The sequence below is a fragment of the Dyella sp. NPDC103356 genome (assembly GCF_055584465.1).
Map to the genome: position 1 here is coordinate 296,516 of NZ_JBVJLZ010000005.1, position 22,604 is coordinate 319,119.

The 22,604-nt window shown below is 63.2% G+C and carries 19 protein-coding genes; 8 read left to right on the forward strand and 11 right to left on the reverse strand.

Annotated features, from left to right (window positions below):
- Positions 1 to 22 precede the first annotated feature (22 nt).
- Positions 23 to 1,759, forward strand: a complete 1,737-nt coding sequence (locus ACZ6WW_RS13825) for a S41 family peptidase (RefSeq protein WP_465274709.1) — start codon at positions 23 to 25, stop codon at positions 1,757 to 1,759.
- A 49-nt stretch (positions 1,760 to 1,808) separates the two neighbouring features.
- On the opposite strand, the gene ACZ6WW_RS13830 is transcribed toward ACZ6WW_RS13825, so the two are convergent.
- From ACZ6WW_RS13830 to rpsU, 3 genes are all read right to left on the reverse strand, one after another.
- Positions 1,809 to 1,979 carry a DUF1328 domain-containing protein gene (locus tag ACZ6WW_RS13830; protein WP_281851615.1) on the reverse strand — a complete coding sequence of 57 codons (171 nt, stop codon included), beginning with the start codon at positions 1,977 to 1,979 and terminating at the stop codon, positions 1,809 to 1,811.
- Between the two features lie 145 nt (positions 1,980 to 2,124).
- A complete protein-coding gene (locus ACZ6WW_RS13835) occupies positions 2,125 to 2,571 on the reverse strand; it encodes a GatB/YqeY domain-containing protein (RefSeq protein ID WP_465274710.1) in 447 nt (148 codons plus the stop codon).
- Between the two features lie 189 nt (positions 2,572 to 2,760).
- The gene (gene rpsU / locus ACZ6WW_RS13840; RefSeq protein WP_014404075.1) at positions 2,761 to 2,976 is read right to left on the reverse strand and encodes a 30S ribosomal protein S21; all 216 of its coding nucleotides are present in this window, start codon (positions 2,974 to 2,976) and stop codon (positions 2,761 to 2,763) included.
- Between the two features lie 110 nt (positions 2,977 to 3,086).
- Between rpsU and tsaD the strand changes: the two genes are divergently transcribed.
- From tsaD to ACZ6WW_RS13860, 4 genes are all read left to right on the forward strand, one after another.
- Entirely contained in the window at positions 3,087 to 4,130 is a 1,044-nt protein-coding gene (tsaD, locus tag ACZ6WW_RS13845) for a tRNA (adenosine(37)-N6)-threonylcarbamoyltransferase complex transferase subunit TsaD (protein WP_465274711.1), read from the forward strand.
- Between the two features lie 47 nt (positions 4,131 to 4,177).
- Positions 4,178 to 4,537 carry a dihydroneopterin aldolase gene (gene folB, locus ACZ6WW_RS13850; RefSeq protein WP_281851618.1) on the forward strand — a complete coding sequence of 120 codons (360 nt, stop codon included), beginning with the start codon at positions 4,178 to 4,180 and terminating at the stop codon, positions 4,535 to 4,537.
- A 4-nt stretch (positions 4,538 to 4,541) separates the two neighbouring features.
- Positions 4,542 to 5,027, forward strand: a complete 486-nt coding sequence (gene folK, locus ACZ6WW_RS13855; protein ID WP_465274712.1) for a 2-amino-4-hydroxy-6-hydroxymethyldihydropteridine diphosphokinase — start codon at positions 4,542 to 4,544, stop codon at positions 5,025 to 5,027.
- A 66-nt stretch (positions 5,028 to 5,093) separates the two neighbouring features.
- Positions 5,094 to 5,951 carry a DUF6159 family protein gene (locus tag ACZ6WW_RS13860; RefSeq protein ID WP_465274713.1) on the forward strand — a complete coding sequence of 286 codons (858 nt, stop codon included), beginning with the start codon at positions 5,094 to 5,096 and terminating at the stop codon, positions 5,949 to 5,951.
- Between the two features lie 261 nt (positions 5,952 to 6,212).
- Here the strand turns inward: ACZ6WW_RS13860 and ACZ6WW_RS13865 are convergent, their stop codons facing one another.
- A complete protein-coding gene (locus ACZ6WW_RS13865; RefSeq protein ID WP_465274714.1) occupies positions 6,213 to 6,959 on the reverse strand; it encodes a pteridine reductase in 747 nt (248 codons plus the stop codon).
- Positions 6,960 to 7,029: 70 nt separating this feature from the next.
- The gene (locus ACZ6WW_RS13870) at positions 7,030 to 7,860 is read right to left on the reverse strand and encodes a hypothetical protein (protein ID WP_465274715.1); all 831 of its coding nucleotides are present in this window, start codon (positions 7,858 to 7,860) and stop codon (positions 7,030 to 7,032) included.
- A 227-nt stretch (positions 7,861 to 8,087) separates the two neighbouring features.
- On the opposite strand from ACZ6WW_RS13870, the gene ACZ6WW_RS13875 reads away from it, so the two are divergent.
- Both ACZ6WW_RS13875 and ACZ6WW_RS13880 read left to right on the forward strand, forming a co-directional pair.
- On the forward strand, positions 8,088 to 10,262 hold the full coding sequence (locus tag ACZ6WW_RS13875) for a TonB-dependent receptor (protein ID WP_465274716.1): 2,175 nt from the start codon (positions 8,088 to 8,090) through the stop codon (positions 10,260 to 10,262).
- Positions 10,263 to 10,367: 105 nt separating this feature from the next.
- The gene (locus tag ACZ6WW_RS13880; RefSeq protein WP_465274717.1) at positions 10,368 to 11,573 is read left to right on the forward strand and encodes a class I SAM-dependent methyltransferase; all 1,206 of its coding nucleotides are present in this window, start codon (positions 10,368 to 10,370) and stop codon (positions 11,571 to 11,573) included.
- A 9-nt stretch (positions 11,574 to 11,582) separates the two neighbouring features.
- On the opposite strand, the gene ACZ6WW_RS13885 is transcribed toward ACZ6WW_RS13880, so the two are convergent.
- The 4 genes from ACZ6WW_RS13885 to ACZ6WW_RS13900 all read right to left on the reverse strand — a co-directional run bounded on the left by ACZ6WW_RS13885 (position 11,583) and on the right by ACZ6WW_RS13900 (position 19,309).
- On the reverse strand, positions 11,583 to 13,799 hold the full coding sequence (locus ACZ6WW_RS13885; protein ID WP_465274718.1) for a hypothetical protein: 2,217 nt from the start codon (positions 13,797 to 13,799) through the stop codon (positions 11,583 to 11,585).
- 52 nt (positions 13,800 to 13,851) lie between these two features.
- The gene (locus ACZ6WW_RS13890) at positions 13,852 to 15,858 is read right to left on the reverse strand and encodes an LTA synthase family protein (RefSeq protein ID WP_465274719.1); all 2,007 of its coding nucleotides are present in this window, start codon (positions 15,856 to 15,858) and stop codon (positions 13,852 to 13,854) included.
- Between the two features lie 100 nt (positions 15,859 to 15,958).
- Entirely contained in the window at positions 15,959 to 17,191 is a 1,233-nt protein-coding gene (locus tag ACZ6WW_RS13895) for a multifunctional CCA addition/repair protein (protein ID WP_465274720.1), read from the reverse strand.
- Positions 17,192 to 17,215: 24 nt separating this feature from the next.
- On the reverse strand, positions 17,216 to 19,309 hold the full coding sequence (locus ACZ6WW_RS13900) for a transglycosylase SLT domain-containing protein (RefSeq protein WP_465274721.1): 2,094 nt from the start codon (positions 19,307 to 19,309) through the stop codon (positions 17,216 to 17,218).
- A 454-nt stretch (positions 19,310 to 19,763) separates the two neighbouring features.
- On the opposite strand from ACZ6WW_RS13900, the gene ACZ6WW_RS13905 reads away from it, so the two are divergent.
- Entirely contained in the window at positions 19,764 to 21,389 is a 1,626-nt protein-coding gene (locus tag ACZ6WW_RS13905) for a glycoside hydrolase family 17 protein (protein ID WP_465274722.1), read from the forward strand.
- On the opposite strand, the gene ACZ6WW_RS13910 is transcribed toward ACZ6WW_RS13905, so the two are convergent.
- Both ACZ6WW_RS13910 and ACZ6WW_RS13915 read right to left on the reverse strand, forming a co-directional pair.
- Positions 21,288 to 21,701 (reverse strand): hypothetical protein, encoded by a 414-nt coding sequence (locus ACZ6WW_RS13910; protein ID WP_465274723.1) that lies wholly within the window; start codon positions 21,699 to 21,701, stop codon positions 21,288 to 21,290. The two genes, ACZ6WW_RS13905 and ACZ6WW_RS13910, sit on opposite strands and share 102 nt — an antisense overlap.
- Entirely contained in the window at positions 21,698 to 22,498 is an 801-nt protein-coding gene (locus ACZ6WW_RS13915; RefSeq protein ID WP_281851632.1) for an endonuclease/exonuclease/phosphatase family protein, read from the reverse strand. Before ACZ6WW_RS13915 ends, ACZ6WW_RS13910 begins: the two co-directional genes overlap by 4 nt.
- Between the last annotated feature and the right edge of the window lie 106 nt (positions 22,499 to 22,604).

Genomic DNA, 22,604 nt, shown 5'->3' on the forward strand with positions numbered 1-22,604 from the left:
CCGATCAAAGGGGAGGGATGGTATGGGGCGAGGGCATGGGATGGTGGTGTTGGCAGGGCTGCTGGCGATCGGTATGACCAATGCGCTGGCGGCTGAGACGCAAAGCCCGGCGATGCAGGCCTACGACCGCCTGAGTGCGGCACGCGACCAGGCCGAGGCGGTGCGCAAGGATGGCAAGGACACGCCGGCGTCCAGGCAGCAAGCCGAAGCGATACTGCTCAAGGCGCTCGGCGATACCTATTCGCCGGAGATAACGTCACTTGCCGATGGTAGTGGCGCTCTGCGCTTTCGTAGTTACAACATTCGTGACGACTTGTTTCTGCTGTATGTCGACGAGGGCGAGAAAGCCAAGGCGCTCGACATGATGGCAGCCAATGTCGCGCAGGCACCGATTCCTGCCGACAACATTTTTCGTAGTGACAAGGCCAAGGCGCTGCTGAAGGATGAGCCGCGCTACAAAGACATGCTGTCGCACATGGACGCGACGGGGCGGCTATGGCACGCAAAGACGATCGCCGTGCCGTACAAGCCACAGTTGAGCGAAGCGGAGCGTATCGCCGGATTGTCATTGTTCTGGTCGGAGGCCAAGTACAACTTCGCACACTTCAACAATGTGCCGCAGCTCGATTGGGATCAGGCGTATCTGGATTTCCTGCCGCAGGTGATCGCGGCCAGCGATACGCGGTCGTACTACGAAGTGCTGATGCGTTTCGCGCCGCTGTTGCACGATGGCCATACAAACATCGATCCACCCAAAGAGCTGCAAGACAGTTTCTATGCCCGCCCGCCGCTGCGCACGGCGCTGATCGGCGGCAAGGTACTGGTGACCTTTGTTGGTAGCGCGCTGCTGGACAAGCAGGGCATCCATGCCGGAGACGAAATCACCAGCATCGACGGCGTCGAGGTCAAGCAATACGCGCACGAGCATGTGGAGCCTTATGAAAGCAGCTCCACAGCGCAGGACATGGACGTGCGCAAATATAGCTACAGCCTGCTTGGGGGCGACAAGGACAAGCCGGTCGAACTTGGGCTGGACGATGGCCATGGCCATCGCCGCACGGTGACGGTCGCGCGCAGCAACTATCCGGATCGACACGGTCCGCCGCAGTTCGAGTTCCGGATGCTGCCGGGCGGAGTAGCCTATCTGGCGATCGATCACTTCGAAAGCGAGGCGTCCAGCAAGGCCTTCGAGGATCATCTACCGCAGATCATGCAGGCCAAGGCACTGATTCTCGACGTGCGACAGAACGGCGGCGGTTCGGACAGCTATGGTTTTAAGATCCTTACACATCTCACAGACGCCCCCATTCCATCCGCCGCTGCCTACGAACAATCGGTCAGCGCAGTGTCGCGCGCCAACGGTGGCCTGGGTCTGGAATGGGTGCCGCTGGATGGCAGCGGGGAAGCCTATCCGCATGAAACCAAGCCCATTTTCCGGGGCCCTGTTGCGGTGCTGATTGGTGCGCAAACCTTCTCGGCCGGCGAAGACTTCGTGATGTCGTTCGATACGCTCAAGCGCGGCATCCTGGTGGGCCAGCCGACGGGTGGCAGTACGGGCATGCCGATGTCTTTCATGCTGCCGGGCGGCGGCTGGGCGCGCATCTGCGTCAAATGGGATCGTTATCCGGATGGGCGCGAGTTCGTCGGTCGTGGCATTACGCCGACTATCGCCCTGGCGCCGAGCGTGGCGGATGTGCGCGCAGGGAAAGATCCGGTGCTGGAGCGAGCGCGGCGAGCGCTGGTGAAAAGCCTTCCGTGAGCCGGTCCGTGTAGCGCTGCCCGGACTGAGTCCGGGCAGCGCTGTATCGTCAGACCAGATGGACGATGCCGATCAGGCCCAGCAGGATGACGAGGAAGATGATCACGAAGATCACGAACAGCACCTTGGCGATCGTGCCGGTGACGCCCGACAAGGTGCCAAAACCCAGCCAGCCTGAAATCAGCGAGATGATGGCGAAAATAATGGCCCACTTCAGCATGCGTATAGCCCTCGATGATGTTGCGAGCCTCACTTGTAGAGGCCGCAACGTGAAGGCGCCGCATCATCGGGGCATCGGCCGGCTCGCTGTTTAATCGCGGTACGGCGCGGTCAGGAGCGCGTGAACGCCGCGTTCCCGGGCGAGATCAGCCGGCCAGCTTGGCCTTGATGCGTCCCGACACCACGGCCATGTCGGCCCGGCCGGCGGCCTTGTCCTTGACCACGCCCATGACCTTGCCCATGTCCTTGGCCGAGCTGGCGCCAGTGTCGGCAATAGCCGCATCGATCAGTGCATCGACTTCCGCCTCGGTGAGCTTGGCCGGCAGATAGGTCTCGATGATGGCCATTTCGGCGCGTTCCACGTCGGCCAGGTCGGTACGGTTGGCGGCATCGAACTGGCTCACGGAGTCGCGTCGCTGCTTGAGCATTTTCTCAAGCACGGCAAGGACCTGGACGTCATCCAGCTCGATGCGTTCGTCCACTTCGCGCTGTTTGACGGCAGCGAGGATCAGGCGCACGACGCCCAGCTTGTGCTTGTCGCCGCCGCGCATCGCGGTCTTCATGTCTTCGGTAAGTTGCTGCTTGAGGGACATGTTGTGCTCCTGGTATCCGGATTCGGGCGATAAGGAAATGCAGAAAGCCGGCGTTGCGCAAGGCAACGCCGGCTGGTGCAAGTGCTGAACGCAGCGGCGGCGGAGTTAATCGCGCCAAGCTGCCAAAGCTACCTGGGGGCGCTGGGAAGCGCCAGGGCTGGCATCACGCAGGATGCCGGGCCAGGTAGCTCAGTACAGGCGGGTACGACGCGAGGTGTCACGCGACAGGCGGCGCAGATGGCGCTTCACCGCAGCGGCACGCTTGCGCTTGCGCTCCTGGGTCGGCTTTTCGTAGAACTCGCGCTTACGAGTCTCGGCCAGGACGCCGGCCTTTTCGCAGGTGCGCTTGAAGCGACGCAGGGCAAGCTCGAACGGCTCGTTCTCGCGGACTTTTACGCTGGGCATGGAAACTCCGAATATGACTAGGTACTGCCCGTGGAATTGGGCGAGCCGCAAAGTATAGCCGCGCCAGGGCGGCTGCGTAAAGTCGCTCGCTCCCCGTTAGACTGTTGGGCATGTCAGCGCCCAATAAACCCATCCTAGGCATCGAGACCTCCTGCGACGAAACCGGTGTGGCCCTGCTGCGCTGGGAGCCGGAAAAGCCGGGAGAGGGCCTGCTGGCCCATACGCTGTATAGCCAGATCAAGCTGCACGCCGATTATGGCGGCGTGGTGCCCGAGCTGGCCAGCCGCGATCACGTGCGCAAGCTGTTGCCGCTGGTGCGCGAGGCACTGGCCCAGGCCGGTCTGACCCCCCAGGACCTGGGTGGCGTGGCCTATACCGCCGGGCCGGGGCTGGTCGGCGCCTTGCTGGTCGGCGCGGCGGCCGCGCGGGCGATGGCCTGGGCCCTGGGTGTGCCAGCCATCGGCGTGCACCATATGGAAGGTCACCTGCTTGCCCCCTTGCTGGAAGACGACCCGCCCAAGCCGCCGTTCGTCGCCCTGCTGGTCTCGGGCGGGCATTCGATGCTGGTCGAGGTCAAGGGCATCGGCCAATACAGGATCCTGGGCGACACGTTGGACGACGCGGCCGGCGAAGCGTTCGACAAGACCGCCAAGATGATGGGCCTGCCCTATCCGGGCGGTCCCGCGCTGGCGGCGCTGGCGCAGCAGGGCCGGGCCGGCTTGTTTCGTTTCTCGCGACCGATGACCGATCGCCCGGGGCTGGATTTCAGCTTTTCCGGTCTGAAGACACAGGTGCTGCTGGCCTGGCAGCAGTCGGACCAGAGCGATCAGACCCGCGCCGACATCGCGCGCGCCTTCGAAGAGGCGATCGTCGATACCTTGATCATCAAATGCCGCCGTGCACTCGAGGCATCCGGCGCCAGGCGCCTGGTCATCGCCGGTGGCGTCGGCGCGAACAAGCGTCTGCGCGCCGAGCTGGCTGCCGCTGGCGAGAAGGACGGTTTTCGCACCTATTTCCCGCGCCTGGCATTCTGCACCGACAACGGCGCGATGATCGCGCTGGCCGGTGCGATCCGCCTCGCGCACGGTCAGCACCAGGACGAGACCGTGCAGGTCTTTCCCCGCTGGGATCTGGAAAGCCTTCCGGCGGCTTGATCGCTACGTACTTTTCCTGTTCACCATTGACGGTTGATTGTTCACCCATGGATATCGTTTTCATCGAAGACCTGCGCATAGAAACCGTGATCGGTATCTACGACTGGGAGCGTCGCGTGCGCCAGACCTTGTCCTTCGACATCGAAATGGCCTTCGACAACACACGTCCGGCGGCGAGCGACGATATCGCCCATACGCTCAACTACAAGGACATCTCCAAGCGGTTGATCGACTATGTCGGCAGTTCCAGTTTCGGCTTGGTGGAAACGTTGGCCGAGCGCTGTGCGGAAATCATCCGCAACGAGTTCGGCGTGAGCTGGGTGCGATTGAAGTTGTCCAAGCCCGGCGCGGTACGCGGCGCACGTGCGGTAGGCGTGCGCATCGAGCGCGGTACGCGTCCGGTCTGAGGCGATGGCGCGCGCTTATCTGAGTTTGGGCTCCAACCAGGAGCCGCTGCGCTACCTCAATGCGGCGCTCGCCGAGCTGCGCGAGCGCTTTGGCAACATCGTCGTGTCGCCGGCGTATCGCAGCCGGTCGGTGGGTTTCGACGGGGCGGACTTCGTCAATCTCGCGGTCGGAGTGGATACGGATTTGTCGCCGCAAGCCTTGAACGACTGGCTGCATGCGTTGGAGGATCGTCACGGTCGCCGCCGCGACGTGCCGCGCTATTCGGACCGCACGCTCGATATCGACATCGTGTTGTATGACGATCTGGTGATGAACGGGGATGGTCATTTGCAGCTGCCGCGCAAAGAGTTGAAACATGCCTTTGTGCTGCGGCCTATCGCCGATATCGCGCCGATGCTGCGGCACCCGCTCAGTGGCGACACCATGGCGGCGCTATGGTCGGCGTTCCCGGCCGATAGCGAACCGCTGGAGCGCATTGAATTGAGTTGAACCTGCACTGTCGCTGCCTATGCGCCGGTGATAAAAAGCCAATCACAGACAAGGAGGAGGGGGACGATGGGCAAGTTTGCGCGTAGTTGGGCCTTGATGAAGGCGAGCGCGAGCGTGTTGCGCTCGGACAAGTCGCTGATGATGTTTCCGTTGCTGTCGGGTCTTTGCAGCCTGGTGGTCGCGGCCAGCTTTTTGATTCCGATCGCGGTGACGCTGGGTATCGTGCATCACGCGACCGCCAACGAGACACGCGGGTTCTCGCTGGTTGCCTACCTGGGCATGTTCGTGTTCTACCTGGTGCAGTACTTCATCATCATCTTTTTCAACACCGCCCTGGCCGGCACGGTGCTTGCGCGCCTTCGCGGCGAACCGGCGACGATGTCGACCGGCTTTGCCGTAGCACGCTCGCGTTGGGGCAGCATTCTTGGCTACGCCATGATCGCCGCAACCGTTGGTTTGTTTCTGCGCGCGCTGCAGGAGCGCCTGGGTCTGGTCGGCAGGATGATTGCCGGCTTATTCGGTCTGGCCTGGACGGTGGCGAGCCTCCTGGTCGTGCCGGTGCTGGCCAGTCAGCAGGTCGGGCCCATGGATGCGGTTTCCCGCAGCGTGGCCCTGCTCAAGCGCACCTGGGGCGAAAATCTGATCGGCCAGGGTGGCATCGGTGTGGTGTTTAGTGTGGTCACCGTCATCGCGACATTTGCATGCGGCTTGCTGGTCGTGGCGGCCATCACGTCGCACTCGATGCCGGCCATTGTCGCGGCCGTTGCACTGGCGGTTATTGGCCTGATCACGCTGGCGTTGGCGCATTCGGCGCTTCAAGGCATCTATGCGGCGGTGTTGTATCGCTACGCCGAGAGCGGTGAAGTTGGCGGTGGGTTCGAGCCGAAGCTGCTGGAGCAGGCTTTTCGTGTACGAGCGGACTGAAGAGCGGCCTGCTTTGCAGGCTATTGCGGCTGAAGGGAGCCTCGAACAACCTCAGTTTTGATTGTCGTCATCCCGGCGTAGGCCGGGACCCAGTGGCATCGGTTTTCAGTTTTCGCAATAGGGCTGACCTACGCAGGTCCTCGCGACAACCGATCACAAAGCCACTGGGTTCCGGCCTGCGCCGGAATGACGAATAGGTAGGGTTTTCCGAATATCTCCGAAGTCGCCCATGTAGGAGCGGCTTCCACCGCGACCCACAGCCTAGACCGAAAGCGTCCGCCCACCATCGATACGGATGATCTGCCCGGTCACAAAAGGCGCATCGCGCAGCAGCCACAACACGGCGCTGGCCACATCATCGGGACTGCCGGCGCGTTTGAGCGGCGTGCGTTCGAGCATCGCCTGTTTATCGTCATAAGCCTTGCCTTCGCTCGGCCACATCACCGCGCCGGGTGCTACGCCGTTGACGCGTATCGCCGGCCCGAGATCCAGTGCGAGCGAGCGCGTCATCGCTTCCAACGCAGCCTTCGCCATGCAATACAGCGTGTGGTTGGCAAGTGGGCGTTCGGCGTAGATGTCGACCAGGTTGACGATGGCGCCACTGCGCTCACGCAACGCAGGCACCGCCGCCTGAGCGAGAAAGAAAGGCGCCTGCGCATTGGAAGCGAACAGTTCCTGCCACTGGGCCGGCGTCGCCGTGCCGATCGGTGTGGGGTAGAACGCCGACGCGTTGTTGATCAGTGCATCGAGCCGGCCATAGTGGGCGAGTACTTCGTCGACAAGCCCGGGCAGCCGGTCGAGCTCGGCCAGTTCGGCCTGGACGCAGAGTGTGCTGCCCGCGCGCGCTTGTTCCAGCGATTGAGCCAGGGCCTGGGCCTCTTCGCGCGAGCGGCGGTAATGCAGTGCGAGATCGTAACCGGCGCCGTGCAGCACGCGCGCGATCGTCGCGCCCACGCGTTTACCCGCGCCTGTGATCAGGACGACAGGGCGGTCGTGACGTGGGCTCATGCGACGGTTCCTGGCTTTTTCGATGATTGCTCCAGCTTGCCGCAAAGCGATGCGTGCGTCATCTCGCGGCTCAGGTTTTCCGGGGTGCCGGGCGCTTTTTTGCCGCGACCTTTTTCACGGCTTTCTTCGCCGCTTTCTTCGCGACACTGCTGCTCTTGGTGGCCGTCTTCCTGGCGCTGTCGATCACCTTACGGGCAGTGCGGCTCACGGCTTTGCTGGTGGCTCGGCGCGGGGACTTTTTTTTTACGGTGTCGGCAAATTCTGCGTCGTCCGCGACGCCATCGACCTCGATATCGCCACTGAACATCTCGATCGCGGTCTTGGCCACCTGTCCGGTGTCGTAATAGGCATAGGCGCCGACACCGAGCGCGCCGACGATCGGCAGCCAGCGCGAAATACCCTTGCCGACCGCGCGTTGCGTGATCGACGTGCCAATGCGTTTGGCCACGCGTTCGGCGACGGCATAGGACATGCGACGAAACAGCAGGCGGTCGCCCATGCGCACTACCAGGTCGCGAAACGCTTGTGCGGCGGTATGGCGAAACAGGCACCAGAGCATCTGCTCGCGCCCCAGCGCCGCATGTTTGCCATAGGCGGCGGCGATATCGCTGACCATCTGTGCCTGGATTTTCCAGATCGCGATCAGCTCGGGCAGGATGGTGAGCCAGCCCAGCGGACCGGGCGGCAGGGCCAGCGAGCCCGAGGTCAGCGCCGCGCGTTGGGCGGCCCGACTGGCCAGCCGACGCGCTTCGGCCTGGGGATCCTTGGCGCCGCCGATGCGGCTGTCGGGAATCTGGCTGACGAAATCCAGGATGGCGCGGGTGACCCGGCTCTGCTCGGTCGGTTCCACCACGGCGGGGAGCTGGTCCCCGGACACATCCTTTGCTGAACGTTTTGCCATGACGACTCCCTTGGAAACGTCGGCTGGAGAGCCCGCCGACAGAGGCTCAGTCTATGGATGACAGGTGAAGTTGGCCTGACGAGGGGGAGGCGACTAGGCGCAGCTACTTGCGACGAGGGGCATGACTTATGGGGCAGGCACTGGCTGCTCTGTAATGGCAATGTTATAACGTATCGAAAATAAAACATTGTCCCCGACCGCCTACTGCCACCTTGGATCGCCTCTCGATGAAACTTTCCCTGCTTGCCTTGAGCTTGGCTGCTGCGCTGGGCGCGGCGCCGCTGTACGCCACCGATACCCCCGCTGGCGCCAATGCCCCGTCCCAGGGCGCGGACAACGACACCACCCCGCAAGGCTCGCGCAACAAGCCGGCCAACAAGGTACAGAACCTGGGCGCGATCGACGTCACGGCGGCTCTGGACCAGGCGCGCAACTCGCTGTCGCCGGACACCGGCAGCAGCCAGTACGTGATCGACCAGAAGGCCATTGCAGCCCTGCCGCTGGGCGCATCGACGCCGCTCAACCAGGTGCTGCTGCAGGCGCCGGGCGTGGTGCAGGATTCCTATGGCCAGCTGCATATCCGCGGCGATCACGCCAACCTGCAATATCGCGTCAATGGCGTGCTGATTCCCGAGTCGATCTCCGGCTTCGGCCAGACGTTGGATGCGCGCACGATCAAGGAAGTGAAGCTGATCGACGGCGCGCTGCCGGCGCAGTATGGCCTGCGTACTGCGGCGGTCGTCGACATCACCACTAAGAGCGGCCACGACCTGGGCAACGGCGGCAGCGTCGGCGTCATGGGCGGCTCGTTCGGCACCTTCAATCCGAATGCGTCGATCTGGGGCAGCACCGATCGCTGGAGCTACTTCCTCACGGCGAACTATCTGGAAAACGATGTCGGCATCGAAAACCCGACCTCGAGCCGCACGCCGATCCACGACCACACCAACCAGGTGAAGGGTTTTGGCGATATCTCGTATCTGATCAACGACACGACGCGCCTGAGCTTCATGTTCGGCGTGAGCAACAGCCGCTTTCAGATTCCGAACAATCCGGACCAGACGCCGCAGTTCGGCTATCTCGACACGGTCGATTTCAATTCGGCCAATCTCAACGAACAGCAGCAGGAAAAGACGCGCTTCGGCGTGCTTGCGCTGCAGGGCAAGATCGGCGAGACCGCCTATCAGGTGTCCGCCGGCCAGCGTTACAGCAGCGTCAACTTCACTCCGGACACGATCGGCGACCTGATGTTCAACGGCGTGGCCGCCGATATCAATCGCACCAACCGTGCCAGCACCTTGCAGGCGGATTTCTCCACGCCGCTGGGCGATAGCCATACGCTGCGCTACGGCATCTACGGTTCGTTCGAGCACGGCAACATCAACAATGATTCGCTGGTGTTTCCCGCCAATGACGATGGCAGCCAGGCCAGCACCACGCCGATCGGCATTCTCGATGACAGCCGTCTGATTGCGCGTACGTATTCGGCCTATGTGCAGGACGAGTGGAGCGTGACCGACAAGTGGACGATCAACTACGGCGTGCGCGGCGACAAGTACCATCTGTTCCGCGATGAAAGCCAGTTGAGCCCGCGCCTGGGACTGGTCTATCAGGCCACGCCCGATACCACGCTGCACGCGGGTTACTCGCGTTACTTCGTGCCGCCGGCTACCGAAATCATTTCGACCACCAATATCGCCAAGTTCGCCGGCACCACCAATCAGCTACCGAGCGATGGCAACAATACGGCGCTGTCCGAGCGTTCCGATTACTACGATGCGGGCGTGTCGCAGAACATCGGTCCGTTGACCCTGGGCCTGGACGCGTACTACCGCAAGGTCAGCCGCTTGCAGGATGAAGGTCAGTTTGGCGCGGCGCTGGTGTACTCGAACTTCAACTACGAATTCGGTCGCATCCGCGGTGTGGAGTTCACGGCCAACTTCGATCAGGGCCCGGTCTCGGCATACTTCAACATGGCGTACAACCGCGCCATGGGCAAGCGCATCATCACCGGCCAGTACAACTTCAGCCCGGACGATCTGGCGTATATCTACAACAACTACATCCATCTCGATCACGACCAGAAGCTGACCTCGTCCGGCGGCGTCAGCTACGCGATCACTGGCGATACCAAGGTCGGCGCCGATTACATCTTCGGTAGCGGCCTTCGCTCCGACGGTGCCGTGCCGAACGGCTTGTCGCTGCCGTATTACTTCCAGCTCAACTTGAACGTCTCGCACGATTTCAACTTCGACAGCACCGGCACGTTGCACACGCAGCTGGCACTGATCAATGCGCTCGACCGTACCTACGAGCTGCGCGACGGTACCGGCGTGGGCGTGGGCGCCCCGCAGTTCGGTCCGCGCCGCGGGCTGTACCTGAGCGTGCAGAAAGACTTTTAAGCGCAGGAAAGCTTGAAAAGGCGTGAGAAGTGAGAGAGGGCCGGTACCCACTCGCTTCTCACGCCTTGTTTCTTACCCCTTCCGTGGTCGGCTATCCTTTGGCCGATGAATCCCAACGTATCTTCCCGCCTTCCTTCGCCCAGCGCCGACGAGCGTGAGCACTCCGATCGTCTGTTGAGCCTGCTGCGAGAGCAGATCGCCGCGCACGGGCCGATGCCGTTTGCGCAGTACATGGAGCGCTGTCTGTATGCGCCGGGCCTGGGCTACTACAGCGCTGGCAAGACGAAGTTCGGTGAAGCCGGCGATTTCGTCACGGCGCCGGAACTGGGAGAGCTGTTCGGTCGCTGCGTCGTAGCCGCTACGCAACCGGTCCTGGCGACGTTAGGCGGCGACGCGGACTTTCTGGAACTGGGTGGCGGTAGCGGTGCGTTCGCCGAAACCGCGCTGCGTGCGTTTCATGCCAGCCAGTCGCTGCCGCGTCGCTATCTGATTCTCGAGCCGAGCGCCGACCTGCGTGATCGTCAACGCGAACGTCTTGCTGCCGTGTTGCCCGCCGAGGTTTTCGAGCGCGTGCAATGGCTGGATCGGCCGCCGGAAGAAAGCTGGCGCGGCATCCTTTTTGCCAACGAAGTGATCGACGCGTTGCCGACAACACGCTTTGCGATGCGCGGCGGCGAAGTCTACGAAGAATATGTCGTGCTCGATGGCGAAGGTCGTCTGATGCGCAGCGATCGCCCTGCCGATGCGTTGGTGAGTGGCGCCGTGCGCCATGTCGAACGCGACCTGGGCGCCGAATTTACCGACGGCTATCGCTCCGAAATTCTGCCGCAACTGCCATATTGGATTCAGGCGATCGCCGGTTCGCTGGAAGCGGGCCTTATGTTGTTTATCGATTACGGCTACGTACGCCGCGAGTTCTATCTGCCCGAGCGTAACGATGGGACGCTGATGGCGCACTACCGCCATCGCGCGCACAACGATCCGTTCTATCTGCCAGGCCTCAACGATCTCACTGCCTCGGTCGATTTCACCGCGCTGGCCGAGGCGGGCAACGGCGCCGGGTTTGGCGTTGCCGCGTATGTGCCGCAGTCGGCTTTCCTGATCGGAGCGGGGCTGCAACAGGCATTCGAGGATGCCTATGAGCAAGCGGCCGACGAAGCCAGCCGTTATCGGCTTGCCCAAGAAGTGAAGCGGCTGACGTTGCCTGATCAGATGGGCGAGCGTTTTCAGGCAATGCTATTCGCCAAAGGCATGAACGTATTGCCGCTATCGGCCGATCTATTGAGCGCAGATCAGGCCGCACGCCTGTAACGAGCCGGCTCAACGTCGCCGCAAGACGTCGGCCACCATGTCCCAAGGGTGGAAACTAAAGGCCAGGTTGTGTTCGCCCGCAGGAACACACACTGCGCGAAACATGCCGTTGGCGCGGTGAACATACAGGGGCGTAGCATCGACTTCGGCAGTCCACCCAGGGAAATCCAGCTCGCTCATGACCAGCCAGCCGGCTTGCGTCGTTCGCACGTTCAAGGCGATGTGTGTCGGTGTTGCCGTCGCGGTTTGAACCTGCACCTGACCCGCGCAGCGCTCCTGATCCGTGCGTGCGAGCGCTTCATCGGCAGCGTCTCGCGGTGTGAGCAGGACAAGCTTGGTGAAATCCGCGGTGGCGAAATCATTTGGCGTCGGTGAGGTCATCACCTGAGCCTGCAGTGGCGTCAACAGTCGCGGTAGCGCTGCCCGGTTGAGCCACACTTCACTGTGAGAGCCTGAGAATACCCGCTCGTATCCCGCCGGAGCTGTCCATGGCGGCGCCTGTTCCGAAGTGTTTCGCACCAGGTATCGGGTAGCGAGCAGCCGGGTCAATGGGCTGCCCGAATCGAGATTGAAGGGCGTGGATGGGCGCGGCAGGTTGCCGTTGTCGCGCGCACCGTACCAGCGGTCGTACAAGGCGTAGCGCAGCGGGTTATAGCCCTGGGTCGATTGAAAATCGCGCAGCACGACCAGGTTGTCCCAGAAGACACTGGCATCGACAGGTTCGATGCGTGCAGGCAATGCACCCGGCGTATCGTGAAGCTGTGTCGCGAGATAGTTGGCGGCATCATTGCGCAGGAAAGCACGTGCCGTGTCGTTGGTTTCGTTGAAGCTGCCATTGAGGCTGAAGCAGCGATAGTCGATCACCATGACGGCCAACATGGCGACGAGCACATGCCGGATATCGCGCTCCGTCTTGCGCAACCACCAGCAGGCGATCGCCGCTGCGATGGCGGCTGACAAGGTGGCCGGTTGCCAGCGCGCATCGTCGGCGCGCATCGCCGCGCTTGCCACCAGCAACCAGACGATGGCGATGCCGAGCATCCAGGTGATCGTTCTACGGGATTTCAGGTCGACGTGGCTTGCCGCCATGCCGATAACGAAAGCGAACGCCATGTTGAGCAGGTAGGCCGCATCCGCCGGCCGGCGAAACTGTTTGATTCCCGGCAACCAGGCATACAGCCAACCGTAGAACGGGGTGTGCAGGCCGAACATGTACAAGGTCGCCAGCAACGCCACCACTGCGAAGAACAGTAGCTGACGACGTTGCTGCCGGTGGCGCCATGCAGCGCCCAGGCCGCAGAGCATCAGGCTGGGGAGGGCGCCCAGATAAAAATACGCCTCGATCCCGGACGACGGGCCGTTATAGGTGCCCCGCAAGGCATGCAAGGCATTGGGAACGATCAGCGTCAGGAAGGCACGCATGTTCAGCGAGGCTACGCGTGATGCCTCGAGCGGCAGCTCGGCACGGTTGGACAGCGCAACGAAGGCGTAGCTGAGCAGCAATTGCGGCAAGGCCATCGCCAATGCGACCAGACAAGCCAGCGCGCTGCCGGCAAGCCAGTGCAGCCGGTCGCGCCCCGAGTAGCTTCGCCAATGCGCCGCGCTTGCAGCTATGGCGTAGGCCATCAGCATCAGCGCTAGCAGATAAGTCAGCTGTACCAGGTGCGTCAGCATGGCGCCGGTCGCCAGGCCCAGCAGCAGGCCGTAACTCCAGCGAGGGCGGGCGACGAATACTTTCAGCGCGAGCAGCACGACAGGGGCATAGGCGTAGGCCAGCACGATCGGCACGTGTTCGAGCCGCGATGCAGCGACGCCGCCGGCCATGAACACGATCGCGCCGATCAATGCTCCCGCCGAGGTGGCGCCCATGCGGCGCAGCACAGCCAGGCTGGCCGCACCGCCCATCAGCACATGAAGAAGAACGCCCCAGGCAAACCAGCTCGCGCCGGGTGATGAAGGGATCATCATCCAAGCCATCAGTAACGGCGAAAACAGCATGCCCTGCGGGTCGGCGATCTGCGGGTAACCCGCATAGATATGCGGGTTCCACCAAGGCGCCATGCCATGGCGCAAGCTATGCGCGTTGAAATAGACCGTGGGATAGAACTGGTCGATCGCGTCCCAGGGCAGAATGCGTCCGCCGAGCAACGTGGGCAAGTTCAGCAGCAGCCACACGAGAACCAGCAGGGCGCCAGCCCTGAGCAAAGGGTGTTGCCGCCACGTCACGCTAACGCCTTATTTTCTCCTGAAAGGCGTTAGCGTAAGCGACTGGCCGCGGTTAGTGCACCGTCGAGGGGACCGCCGGGCTACTTTGAGACGGTACCGCCTCGGGTTTGACCGGGGTGCTGTCTTCCGGCTTGCGGACCATCTTGCCGTGTTTGAACAGATACGCGGCGACCTGGTAGAACGCCGTCGCTTCATCTACCTGCTTCTGGTCGATCGGCTGGATTGGCGTGGCATCGCCGGTGTCGAAGTTCGGATGCACCTGCTCCAGCTTGCGCTGCGGTTCGAGCACCGTCAGTACGTCGCCCTTGAGGTAGCCGAGCTTTTCGTAGGTGGCGGGGAAGGCGCGTTCCTGGCCGGCCGGGAGCTGGAAGATATCCGCACCAAAGAAGCGGCTGCGGTAGCTGAAGTTGAGCAGGCCAAGCACGGTCGGGGCGATGTCGATCTGCGCGGTCAGCTGCTTCACATGCTGGGGCTGGATATGCTTGGGCGCATAGATCCACAGCGGGATGTGATAGCGGTTGATCGGCACGCTGCTGCGGCCCGCGCTCGATGCGCAATGATCGGCGGTGATCACGAAGATGGTGTCGTCGAAATACGGCTTGCTACGCGCGCGATTGATGAAATCGGCGATTGACCAGTCCGTATAGGCCACGGCGCCTTCGCGCGTGCCGTTGCGCTCCTTCACGCGCCCGGCCGGGAAGGTGAAGGGGCGGTGGTTGGTGGTGGTCATGATGTGCAGGAAGAACGGCTTGCCGGCCGCCTGTGCCTGGTCCATCTGCTTGAGCGCGAGCGTGTAGAGATCTTCGTCGGCCACGCCCCACACGTTTTCGTGGTGGATGGTCTGATCCTTGGTGATGTCACCGCGGTCGACCGTGTGGTAGCCGTTGTGGCTGAAGTAGTAGTTCATGTTGTCGAAGTAGCCGTAGCCACCGTAGACAAAATCCGACTGGTAGCCGCGATCGTTGAAGATATCGGCCAGCGTGAACAGGTTTTCGTTGTTGTGTGCCTTGATCAACGAGTCGCCAGGCGCCGGCGGAATCGACAGCGACAAGGCCTCCAGACCGCGCACGGTGCGCGTGCCATTGGCATAGAGGTTGTCGAAGAACATGCTCTGCTCGGCCAGCGCGTCGAGATTGGGCGTGATGTTGCCGTGGCTGCCGCCGAAGTGCTGCAGGAAGTCGGCCGACAGGCTTTCCACGCTGATCAACACCACATTGAGATGCTTCTCGGGCCCGGCGTGACGAATCTCGCGGGTGAGATCCTGCGGGTCGTCGGTGAGATAGGTGGCCTCGGGCGTCTTGATCATCTCACGCACGTCCTTGAAGGCCTGATCGTCGGGCAGCGTGCGATAGAAACGCGCGTAGTCGAGATGGCTGCTGCGGAAGGCGGCAAAGAACTCGTAGATGCCGTTGCCCGACAGTTCGTTGACGTAGGCGTTATCGAGACGGTCCTTCAAGGTGCCCTTGACCGCGACTACCGAAAGCACGGTGAGCACGAACCACACCAGCACGACCTTGCCGCGTTGCAGGAAACGCGTACCGCCATCGCTCGCGCGCAAGCCGCGACGCGTCACCCAGACCACGATAATCGCGGCGAGCGCGAGCAGCGTGAGCCAGCGGCCGATCGGATAGGACTCGCGGATATTGCCAATCACCTCGGTCGTGTAGACCAGATAATCCACAGCGATAAAGTTGAAGCGCGTGCCGAATTCCGCCCAGAACGTCAGCTCGGACGCGCCGACGAACATCAACCAGAACAGCAGCACCAGGCCAAGGATGTACAGGACCCACTGTCCTGTCCGCGACACATAGGCACGTACCGGCATCAGCCAGAGATACAGCAGCAGCGGCCAGGCGACGTAGAGCAGGGTGATCAGGTCATAGCCCAGGCCGATGCCGAACGCGTACAGGTAATACAGCGGGTTGAGCGGTACGCCGCTACCGGACATCGCCAGCAAGATGATGCGGGTAATCGCGCCCAGGACGACATAGGCGATACCCAGCCACCAGAGGGGCTTGAAACGCTGGCGCAGTGGCGATGGCGAAGGATTGATCGGCACGGGTGGCTCCGGAAAACGCCCAAAATGACAAAAAGGTGAGTGTTATAAAATAACACTTGCTGTTATACACCGGGGCGCGCGGCGTTGTCTTTCGCTTTGCTTACTGCGCGGTACTTTGTTTGACCTGGCCGATCGCAGTGCAGCGGGCTTGCTCCATGGCTTCGCCGATGGCCGGGCCACTTAGTCCACGGGCGACGAATTCGGCGGCGGTGACGCCGGCTGCGGCGGCCCTGGCCTCGCGCAGGTATGCCGCCTGCGGATAGGCATCGTTCTCATGCCCCAGCCGCCCGCGTTTGTCCGCCTCACACGCCGTCAGAAAGACCTCCAGGCGCTCGGGGCGTCGCAGAGCGTCCAGTGAGGTGAGCAGTTTCAGGATGGTGGCCGGTCTGAGCTCGAACGCACGATGGGCGTTGAGATGCTCGCGGCATACGCTTTCGGCCAGTGCGGCATATTCGGTGGGCACTTTCAGCCGCGCGGCGAGCACCCGCAACGGTTCGACGCCGTTGTGCTCGTGCATCAGGTGACGCGGCAACACATCGGCCGGCGTCAGCGCCTTGCCCAGGTCGTGAGTCAACGCGCAAAAGCCGACCAGGTCGTTACCCGGTGCCAGCCTTGCGGCCATGTCCAGCACCATTTCGATATGGATGCCGGTATCGATCTCGGGATGAAACTCGGCGCGCTGCGGTACGCCGTAGAGCGCGTCGACTTCCGGAAACAGCACCTTCAGCGCACCGGTCTCACGCAGCACGCGCAGAAATGCCGAGGGCTGCGGCTCGCCGAGCGTCTTGCGGGTTTCCTGCCATACGCGCTCGGCGACGAGATGGTCGACCTCGCCCTGTTCGACCATCTGGCGCATCAACGCCATGGTTTCGTCGGCGACAGTAAAACCCAACGGTGCAAAGCGCGCGGCGAAACGCGCCACGCGCAGCAGGCGTACGGGATCTTCGACGAATGCATCGGAGACGTGGCGCAGCACGCGCTGCTCGATATCGCGTGCGCCATGGAACGGATCGACCAGCGTACCGTCCTCGCCCTGTGCGATGGCGTTGATCGTCAGGTCGCGTCGCGCCAGGTCTTCTTCCAGGGTGACCGAGGCATCGGCGTGCACGGCGAACCCATGATAGCCACGGCCCGTCTTGCGCTCGGTGCGCGCCAGCGCGTATTCCTCGCCGGTCTTGGGATGCAGAAAAACCGGGAAATCCTTGCCGACGGCTTTATAGCCGAGCGCCAGCATCTCGTCCGGGTTTGCACCGACCACGACATGATCGTGATCGGCCACCGGACGTTGCAGCAGGGCATCGCGGACTGCGCCGCCGACAAGATAAATACGCATGGCGCGAGTGTGCCAGAGATAGCGCTAGCGCACGCTCGCCGATGACGCCGGCTGCGCCGAACTGGCGCCGGCCGGTGGTTCCAGCGCTGCCGGTGCGCCGTTCGATTCGGCCTTGGCCGGAGCGACGACGGCGGGACAAGTCACCAGCTTGCGCCGGCTTTGCTCAGTCGGTAGTTGGTAGGCGCCGCCGATTGCCGGCATGCGCTCGGCCAAGGCGATGGCCTTGCCGTTCATGCGCCAATCGTAGATAACCGCAAACGCCATCACACGCGCGACGTACTCGCGCGTCTCCTTGAACGGGATGCTCGCCACGAATAGATCCGGCGCCAGACTGCCGCGTGCAGCCAGCCACTGATCGACGCGTGCGGGGCCGGCGTTATAGGCCGCGCTGGAGATCCAGGGCGCGCCGTTGAAACGTGCGGCCAGCTGAGCGAGGTAGCGCGTGCCTAATGCGACATTGACCACCGGGTCGTACAGACTTTCGCCGCCATTCCAAGGCAGGCCGTTACGCTTGGCTACCAGCGCCGCCGTGCCAGGCAACAACTGCATCAGCCCGCGGGCATCGGCAGCAGAGCGGGCATCGCTCATCCAGGCGCTTTCCGCGCGCAGGATGCCGTAGGCCCAGGCCGGATCGATGCCGGCTTGTTGTGCCTGCGGTACCAGGCCGTCCTGCCCGGCCAGCGGGAATCGCTGCTCGTAATAGCGCAACGCGTCGCCGCCATTGAGCGTGAACACTGCGCGGTCATACCAGCCGCGGCGATAGGCCAGGTCGACCGCCTGACGCAACGTATCGGGGTCGGCACCGTCCAGCGCGCGCGACCACTCGCGCCGCGCCAGCTTGGGCAGTCCAACGTAATACAGCTCGAACGCGCGCTGCAGGCCGATATTGGCAAGCAGCGACTGCTCGCGCTGCGGATTGGCCGGCAACGTGAGCGGACAGATCGCATAGTTGGTATCGAGCTTGTCGGCCGCGAGAAAACCGAAGTAGGTCGATTCGCGCGCCAGCGGAACGAGCTCGCTTTGCGCCGCCTGGTGGCGCTCGAGTCCGTCGAGCGCTCGAGCCTTGAACCAGCGCCATTCGCCGTCGTCGCGCTGTGCCTGCGGCATCGCGTCGATCGCGGCGAGCACCGCCGGCCAATCCTGCTGCGACAGGGCGACGCGCACGCGCCACTCGCGACTGGAATCGGTCTGCGCGTCGGCCGGCAGTGCGGCGAGGCGTGCGAGCGCGGTCTCGTCGAAATCGGTGGCGTGAAAGACGGCCAGTGCGTTCAAGATGCGCCCACGTTGTGCGGGGCTGAAGTTGAAGTGGTGCTCCAGCTTTTGCCAACCCTGGTCGGCACTGCCGGACTGACGTCGGGCAAGTCGCTGCAAGGCGAGCATCGCGGCCTGGCGATGGCGCGGCGTGTCGGGCCAGGTCGCCGCAGCGGCGACGGCGCCGCCGGGATCGCTCAGGGCGCTGGCCAGGCGTTGTCCGGCCTGCTTTTCGCTGTCAGGCAACCACTGCGCAAGCGTAGCGATGGTGCCGCCCTGGTTGGCGTCCGCGGCACGATCGATACGGTCCCACAGGCGCGCCGAGGTCAACAGGCCTTGATCGTAGGCGGCGCCAAGCACCGGCTCGCAAGCGGCTGCAGGCAGGCTTGGCTTGGTCCACAGCGTGCCCAGGTCCTTGTCGAAGTCGAGCTTTTCGCCCTTGGACAGGCGCGCCTGCAGCGCATCGCAGGTCAGCGTGTCGTTGATACCGGGCTGATAGAGCGCGAGGAAAGTATCCCAGTCCTTGCGGCGTGCCAGCTCGAGCAGGAAATCGCGACGCAGGTCGGCGGCGGGGATCAGGTCCGGATAGCGGCGCAGATAATCCTCGATGGCGGCGCGATCGAGCTGGCGCAGGTCGTGCGTGAGCGATGCGGCTTCGAGGTACGGGTACAAGGAATAGTCGTCCAGCCCCCTGGCCTGTTCGCGCCAGGCGTCGCCACCTTGCTGGGCCGCGGCATAGGCTTGCCGGAACGCGGCGCGTTGCGCCTCGCTCGGTTCGTCGGCGAACGCGACACCGCCGAGCAGCAACCAGCCGGCGGTCAACAGAAGCAGGCGTCGGATTCGAAGCAGCCGTGTGGGTTCGGACATGACTATTCCTTCAGTAATGAACCGGGATGGTAGTTCACACCGGCAAATGCGCTGGAGCGGATGGCAAGCCCGTGAAGATAAGCGGTCTTGCGCGACTCGGCGATGAATACGCTGGCATGGCGGATGTCTGCGTGGTGGAGCGACTTCAGGGAACCTCCAAAAGACCCCTCCTACTCGTCATCCCGGCGTAGGCCGGGACCCAGTGGCTTCGGTTTCCGGTTTTCGCGCTAGAGCAAATGCTTGACGACTCTCGCGACAACCGATTGCAAAGCCACTGGGTCCCGGCCTGCGCCGGGATGACGATAGGAGAAACGGAGGCTATTTGAGGTTCCCTTCGCCACTCCTACAAAATCTCGACAACCGTCCAGATCCCTCAAGAAGCGACCACGACGGCAGCACTGTTAAACTCAGGCGTTCGCCCGGCGCCGCGGTCGGCGCCCTTGATGGAAAGTGCATGCAGCCTTTGTCCCCTCCGTCCTTCCGCTCGCTGTGGCCGGCATGGCTCGCGCTGGTGCTTGCCGCCCTGGCCGGCGCATGGTGGTGGTGGGCTATCGGCCGGCCGATCGACCTGCCCGATGCACCGACCTCGCGCATTGCCTGCGTTTCCTATGCGCCGTTTCGCATGCCGGGCGAAACACCGTTCGACTTGAACGCGACGATCAGCCCCGAGCGCATCGATGCCGATCTGAAGGCGCTGTCGCAACGCTTCGACTGCGTGCGTACGTATTCGCAAAGCCACGGTCTGGACAAGGTGCCCGAGATCGCCGGCCGCTATCACATGAAAGTGTTGATGGGCATCTGGCTGAGCCGCGAGTTGAAGGTCAACGCGCATGAAATCGAGATGGGCATCGCCACGGCAAAGGCGCATCCGGAAGTGCTGCGTGGCGTGGTCGTCGGCAACGAAGTGCTGCTCCGTGGCGAGCTTTCGCCCAAGGCGCTGGCCGCTTACGCCGCCGAGGTGCGTGCGCAGATTCCGCGTTCCGTGCCGATCACCTATGCCGACGTGTGGGAGTTCTGGCTTCGCTATCCGCAGATGGCTCATGCGGTCGACTACCTCACCATCCATATCCTGCCTTACTGGGAAGACGAGCCCGTGCCGCCGGAGCACGCGGTACGGCACGTGGCCGACGTATATGCCAAGCTGAAAGCGTCTTTTCCAGGCCGTCAGATAATGATCGGCGAAACCGGCTGGCCGAGCGCGGGGCGCCCGCGTCGCGAGGCGAGTGCGAGCCTGGTCAACGAGGCGCGCTACATGCGCGAGTTCCTCGCCTATGCCGGCAGCGTGGACATGCCATACAACGTGATCGAGGCCTTCGACCAGCCATGGAAGCGGGCACAGGAAGGTACGGTCGGCGGTTATTGGGGCATTTTCGATGTCGACGCCCAGCCGAAGTTTCCGATGAAGGGGCCGGTGATCGAGGAACAGCGCTGGCTCTGGGGTATCTACAGCGGCCTGGCCGCTGCGCTGTTGTTCGTGCTGGCCGGCAGCTGGCGCAGACAGTGGCGCGGTGCGAACGGTTGGCTCGCCTTGCTGTTGGCCGGCTTTGCCAGCGGCACCGCGCTGGCCTGGCAATATCGGCAGGCGTTCTATGCCTGCCGCGATCGGCTGGAATGGAGTATTTCGATCGGAGCCTGCGTGCTGGCGCTGATCACGGCGATCACGCTGATACGTCGTATCGTCGCGCGGCTGACCGGCACGGCATCGCCGCATAGCGGGCTGCGCTTGCGCTGGTGGCGTGCGGGCTGGATGTTCGCGCTCGCCTTGCTCGGCCTGTTGCTGGTGTTCGACGGCCGCTATCGCGATTTTCCGCTGGGACTGTTTGCGCTGCCGTGTATCGGCTACGCCGTGCTCGGTTGGCTCGATCGTGGCCGCAACCTGCTCGCGCCACTGGCCGAAGAGCGCTTTCTGGCGTTCTGGCTGCCGGCGCTCGCTGCAGTGGTGGTTGCGCAGGAGCTGGGGCTCGATCCGTCGACCTGGTTATGGCTGGGCTTGAACCTGGCCATTGCGCTGCCCATTCTCATCGGCTGGCTCCAGGCTGTTCGCCTGCAGTCGAATCAGCCGCAGGCTGCCAATCAATAGCGCCAACGCACCGGCTTCATAGCAGTACATCACCAGCGCGATAAAACCGAGCATGGCCGCAAGACAGGCCGATACCGGATGCTTCCACACGAGTGCGAGCACCGTGGCGGCCAGCGCGGCATAACCGAGCCCATAGCTGTAGAAGGCGATCACGATGGCCTGGCGAATACCGCACCAGGCAGGGCCGTTGCTTTCTTCGCACAGGTGCGCAAGGTTGGCCGGCTCGATAAACAGATAGCGCACCAGGGCGGCGGCAACGCCGGCCAGCACGATGAGCAGCCACGGAAGGGAGATGCGAAAGGCGGATTTCATCGGCGCAGTTTATGCGCGCGCGGTGCGGCATGGCCAGGCAGGATGATTTCCGCGGCAACCGGCAGATGATCGGAAAACGCCTGCGGCAGTGCCCAGAGCTTGTCGAGCCGGATCGCTTCGGACGTAAGAATGTGGTCCAGCGCCTTGCGCGGTCGCCAGCTGGGGAAGGTCAAGGTGGCCTGCGGTGGCGGTTGCAGCACGGAGTGGCTGAAGAGATAACGCATCTCCGCACTGTGCACGTCGGTATTGAGGTCGCCCATCAACACGGCGTGTCGATAATCGCGCAGTACCTCGGCGATAAAGCCGAGCTGACGCGCCCTGGCGACGGCACTCAGCGAGAGATGCGCGATCATGATCGCGAGTGCGTCGTTGCCCTCACCAAAACGGGCGAGCATCGCGCCGCGCCCGGGGACGCGGCTGGGCAAGGCGTAATCGAGCACCTGGGTCGGTTCGAGCCGGCTGATCAAGCCGTTGGCGGTGTGCGAAAGGCGCGCGATCGGCCGATTGGGCTGGTGGCTCCAGAACGGCATGCCGGCCGTTTCGGCCAGGTAACGGGTCTGGTTGAGAAAGCCCGAGCGCAGGCTGCCGGCATCGGCCTCCTGCAAACCGATCACGTCGAACTGCGGCAGTACCTCGGCGAGACGGTCCAGATTGTCCAGTTTGCTGCGCCCAGGCAGCACCGCATTGATCGAGCGGGTGAAGTACTCGCTATAACGCTGCACGCTGGCGCCGGCGAGGATATTGCAGCTCAGCAAGCGCAGACGGCGCTCGGCGGGTGGCGGGGCAGGACGGTCCATAGCCATTTAAGTACTCGAGGACGATGACGATCGCCATCGCAAGGTGAGCGTTACGTCAATGCTCACCAACGGTGTGCGAGGCGCGGTGGACGCCCCGCACACGGTG

Excerpts from the sequence above, each read along its gene's own strand:
- ACZ6WW_RS13825 (WP_465274709.1), top strand. The coding sequence starts at position 23 with ATGGGGCGAGGGCATGGGATGGTGGTGTTGGCAGGGCTGCTGGCGATC.
- ACZ6WW_RS13830 (WP_281851615.1), bottom strand. The coding sequence starts at position 1,979 with ATGCTGAAGTGGGCCATTATTTTCGCCATCATCTCGCTGATTTCAGGC.
- ACZ6WW_RS13835 (WP_465274710.1), bottom strand. The coding sequence starts at position 2,571 with ATGTCCCTCAAGCAGCAACTTACCGAAGACATGAAGACCGCGATGCGC.
- rpsU (WP_014404075.1), bottom strand. The coding sequence starts at position 2,976 with ATGCCCAGCGTAAAAGTCCGCGAGAACGAGCCGTTCGAGCTTGCCCTG.
- tsaD (WP_465274711.1), top strand. The coding sequence starts at position 3,087 with ATGTCAGCGCCCAATAAACCCATCCTAGGCATCGAGACCTCCTGCGAC.
- folB (WP_281851618.1), top strand. The coding sequence starts at position 4,178 with ATGGATATCGTTTTCATCGAAGACCTGCGCATAGAAACCGTGATCGGT.
- folK (WP_465274712.1), top strand. The coding sequence starts at position 4,542 with ATGGCGCGCGCTTATCTGAGTTTGGGCTCCAACCAGGAGCCGCTGCGC.
- ACZ6WW_RS13860 (WP_465274713.1), top strand. The coding sequence starts at position 5,094 with ATGGGCAAGTTTGCGCGTAGTTGGGCCTTGATGAAGGCGAGCGCGAGC.
- ACZ6WW_RS13865 (WP_465274714.1), bottom strand. The coding sequence starts at position 6,959 with ATGAGCCCACGTCACGACCGCCCTGTCGTCCTGATCACAGGCGCGGGT.
- ACZ6WW_RS13870 (WP_465274715.1), bottom strand. The coding sequence starts at position 7,860 with ATGGCAAAACGTTCAGCAAAGGATGTGTCCGGGGACCAGCTCCCCGCC.
- ACZ6WW_RS13875 (WP_465274716.1), top strand. The coding sequence starts at position 8,088 with ATGAAACTTTCCCTGCTTGCCTTGAGCTTGGCTGCTGCGCTGGGCGCG.
- ACZ6WW_RS13880 (WP_465274717.1), top strand. The coding sequence starts at position 10,368 with ATGAATCCCAACGTATCTTCCCGCCTTCCTTCGCCCAGCGCCGACGAG.
- ACZ6WW_RS13895 (WP_465274720.1), bottom strand. The coding sequence starts at position 17,191 with ATGCGTATTTATCTTGTCGGCGGCGCAGTCCGCGATGCCCTGCTGCAA.
- ACZ6WW_RS13900 (WP_465274721.1), bottom strand. The coding sequence starts at position 19,309 with ATGTCCGAACCCACACGGCTGCTTCGAATCCGACGCCTGCTTCTGTTG.
- ACZ6WW_RS13905 (WP_465274722.1), top strand. The coding sequence starts at position 19,764 with ATGCAGCCTTTGTCCCCTCCGTCCTTCCGCTCGCTGTGGCCGGCATGG.
- ACZ6WW_RS13910 (WP_465274723.1), bottom strand. The coding sequence starts at position 21,701 with ATGAAATCCGCCTTTCGCATCTCCCTTCCGTGGCTGCTCATCGTGCTG.
- ACZ6WW_RS13915 (WP_281851632.1), bottom strand. The coding sequence starts at position 22,498 with ATGGACCGTCCTGCCCCGCCACCCGCCGAGCGCCGTCTGCGCTTGCTG.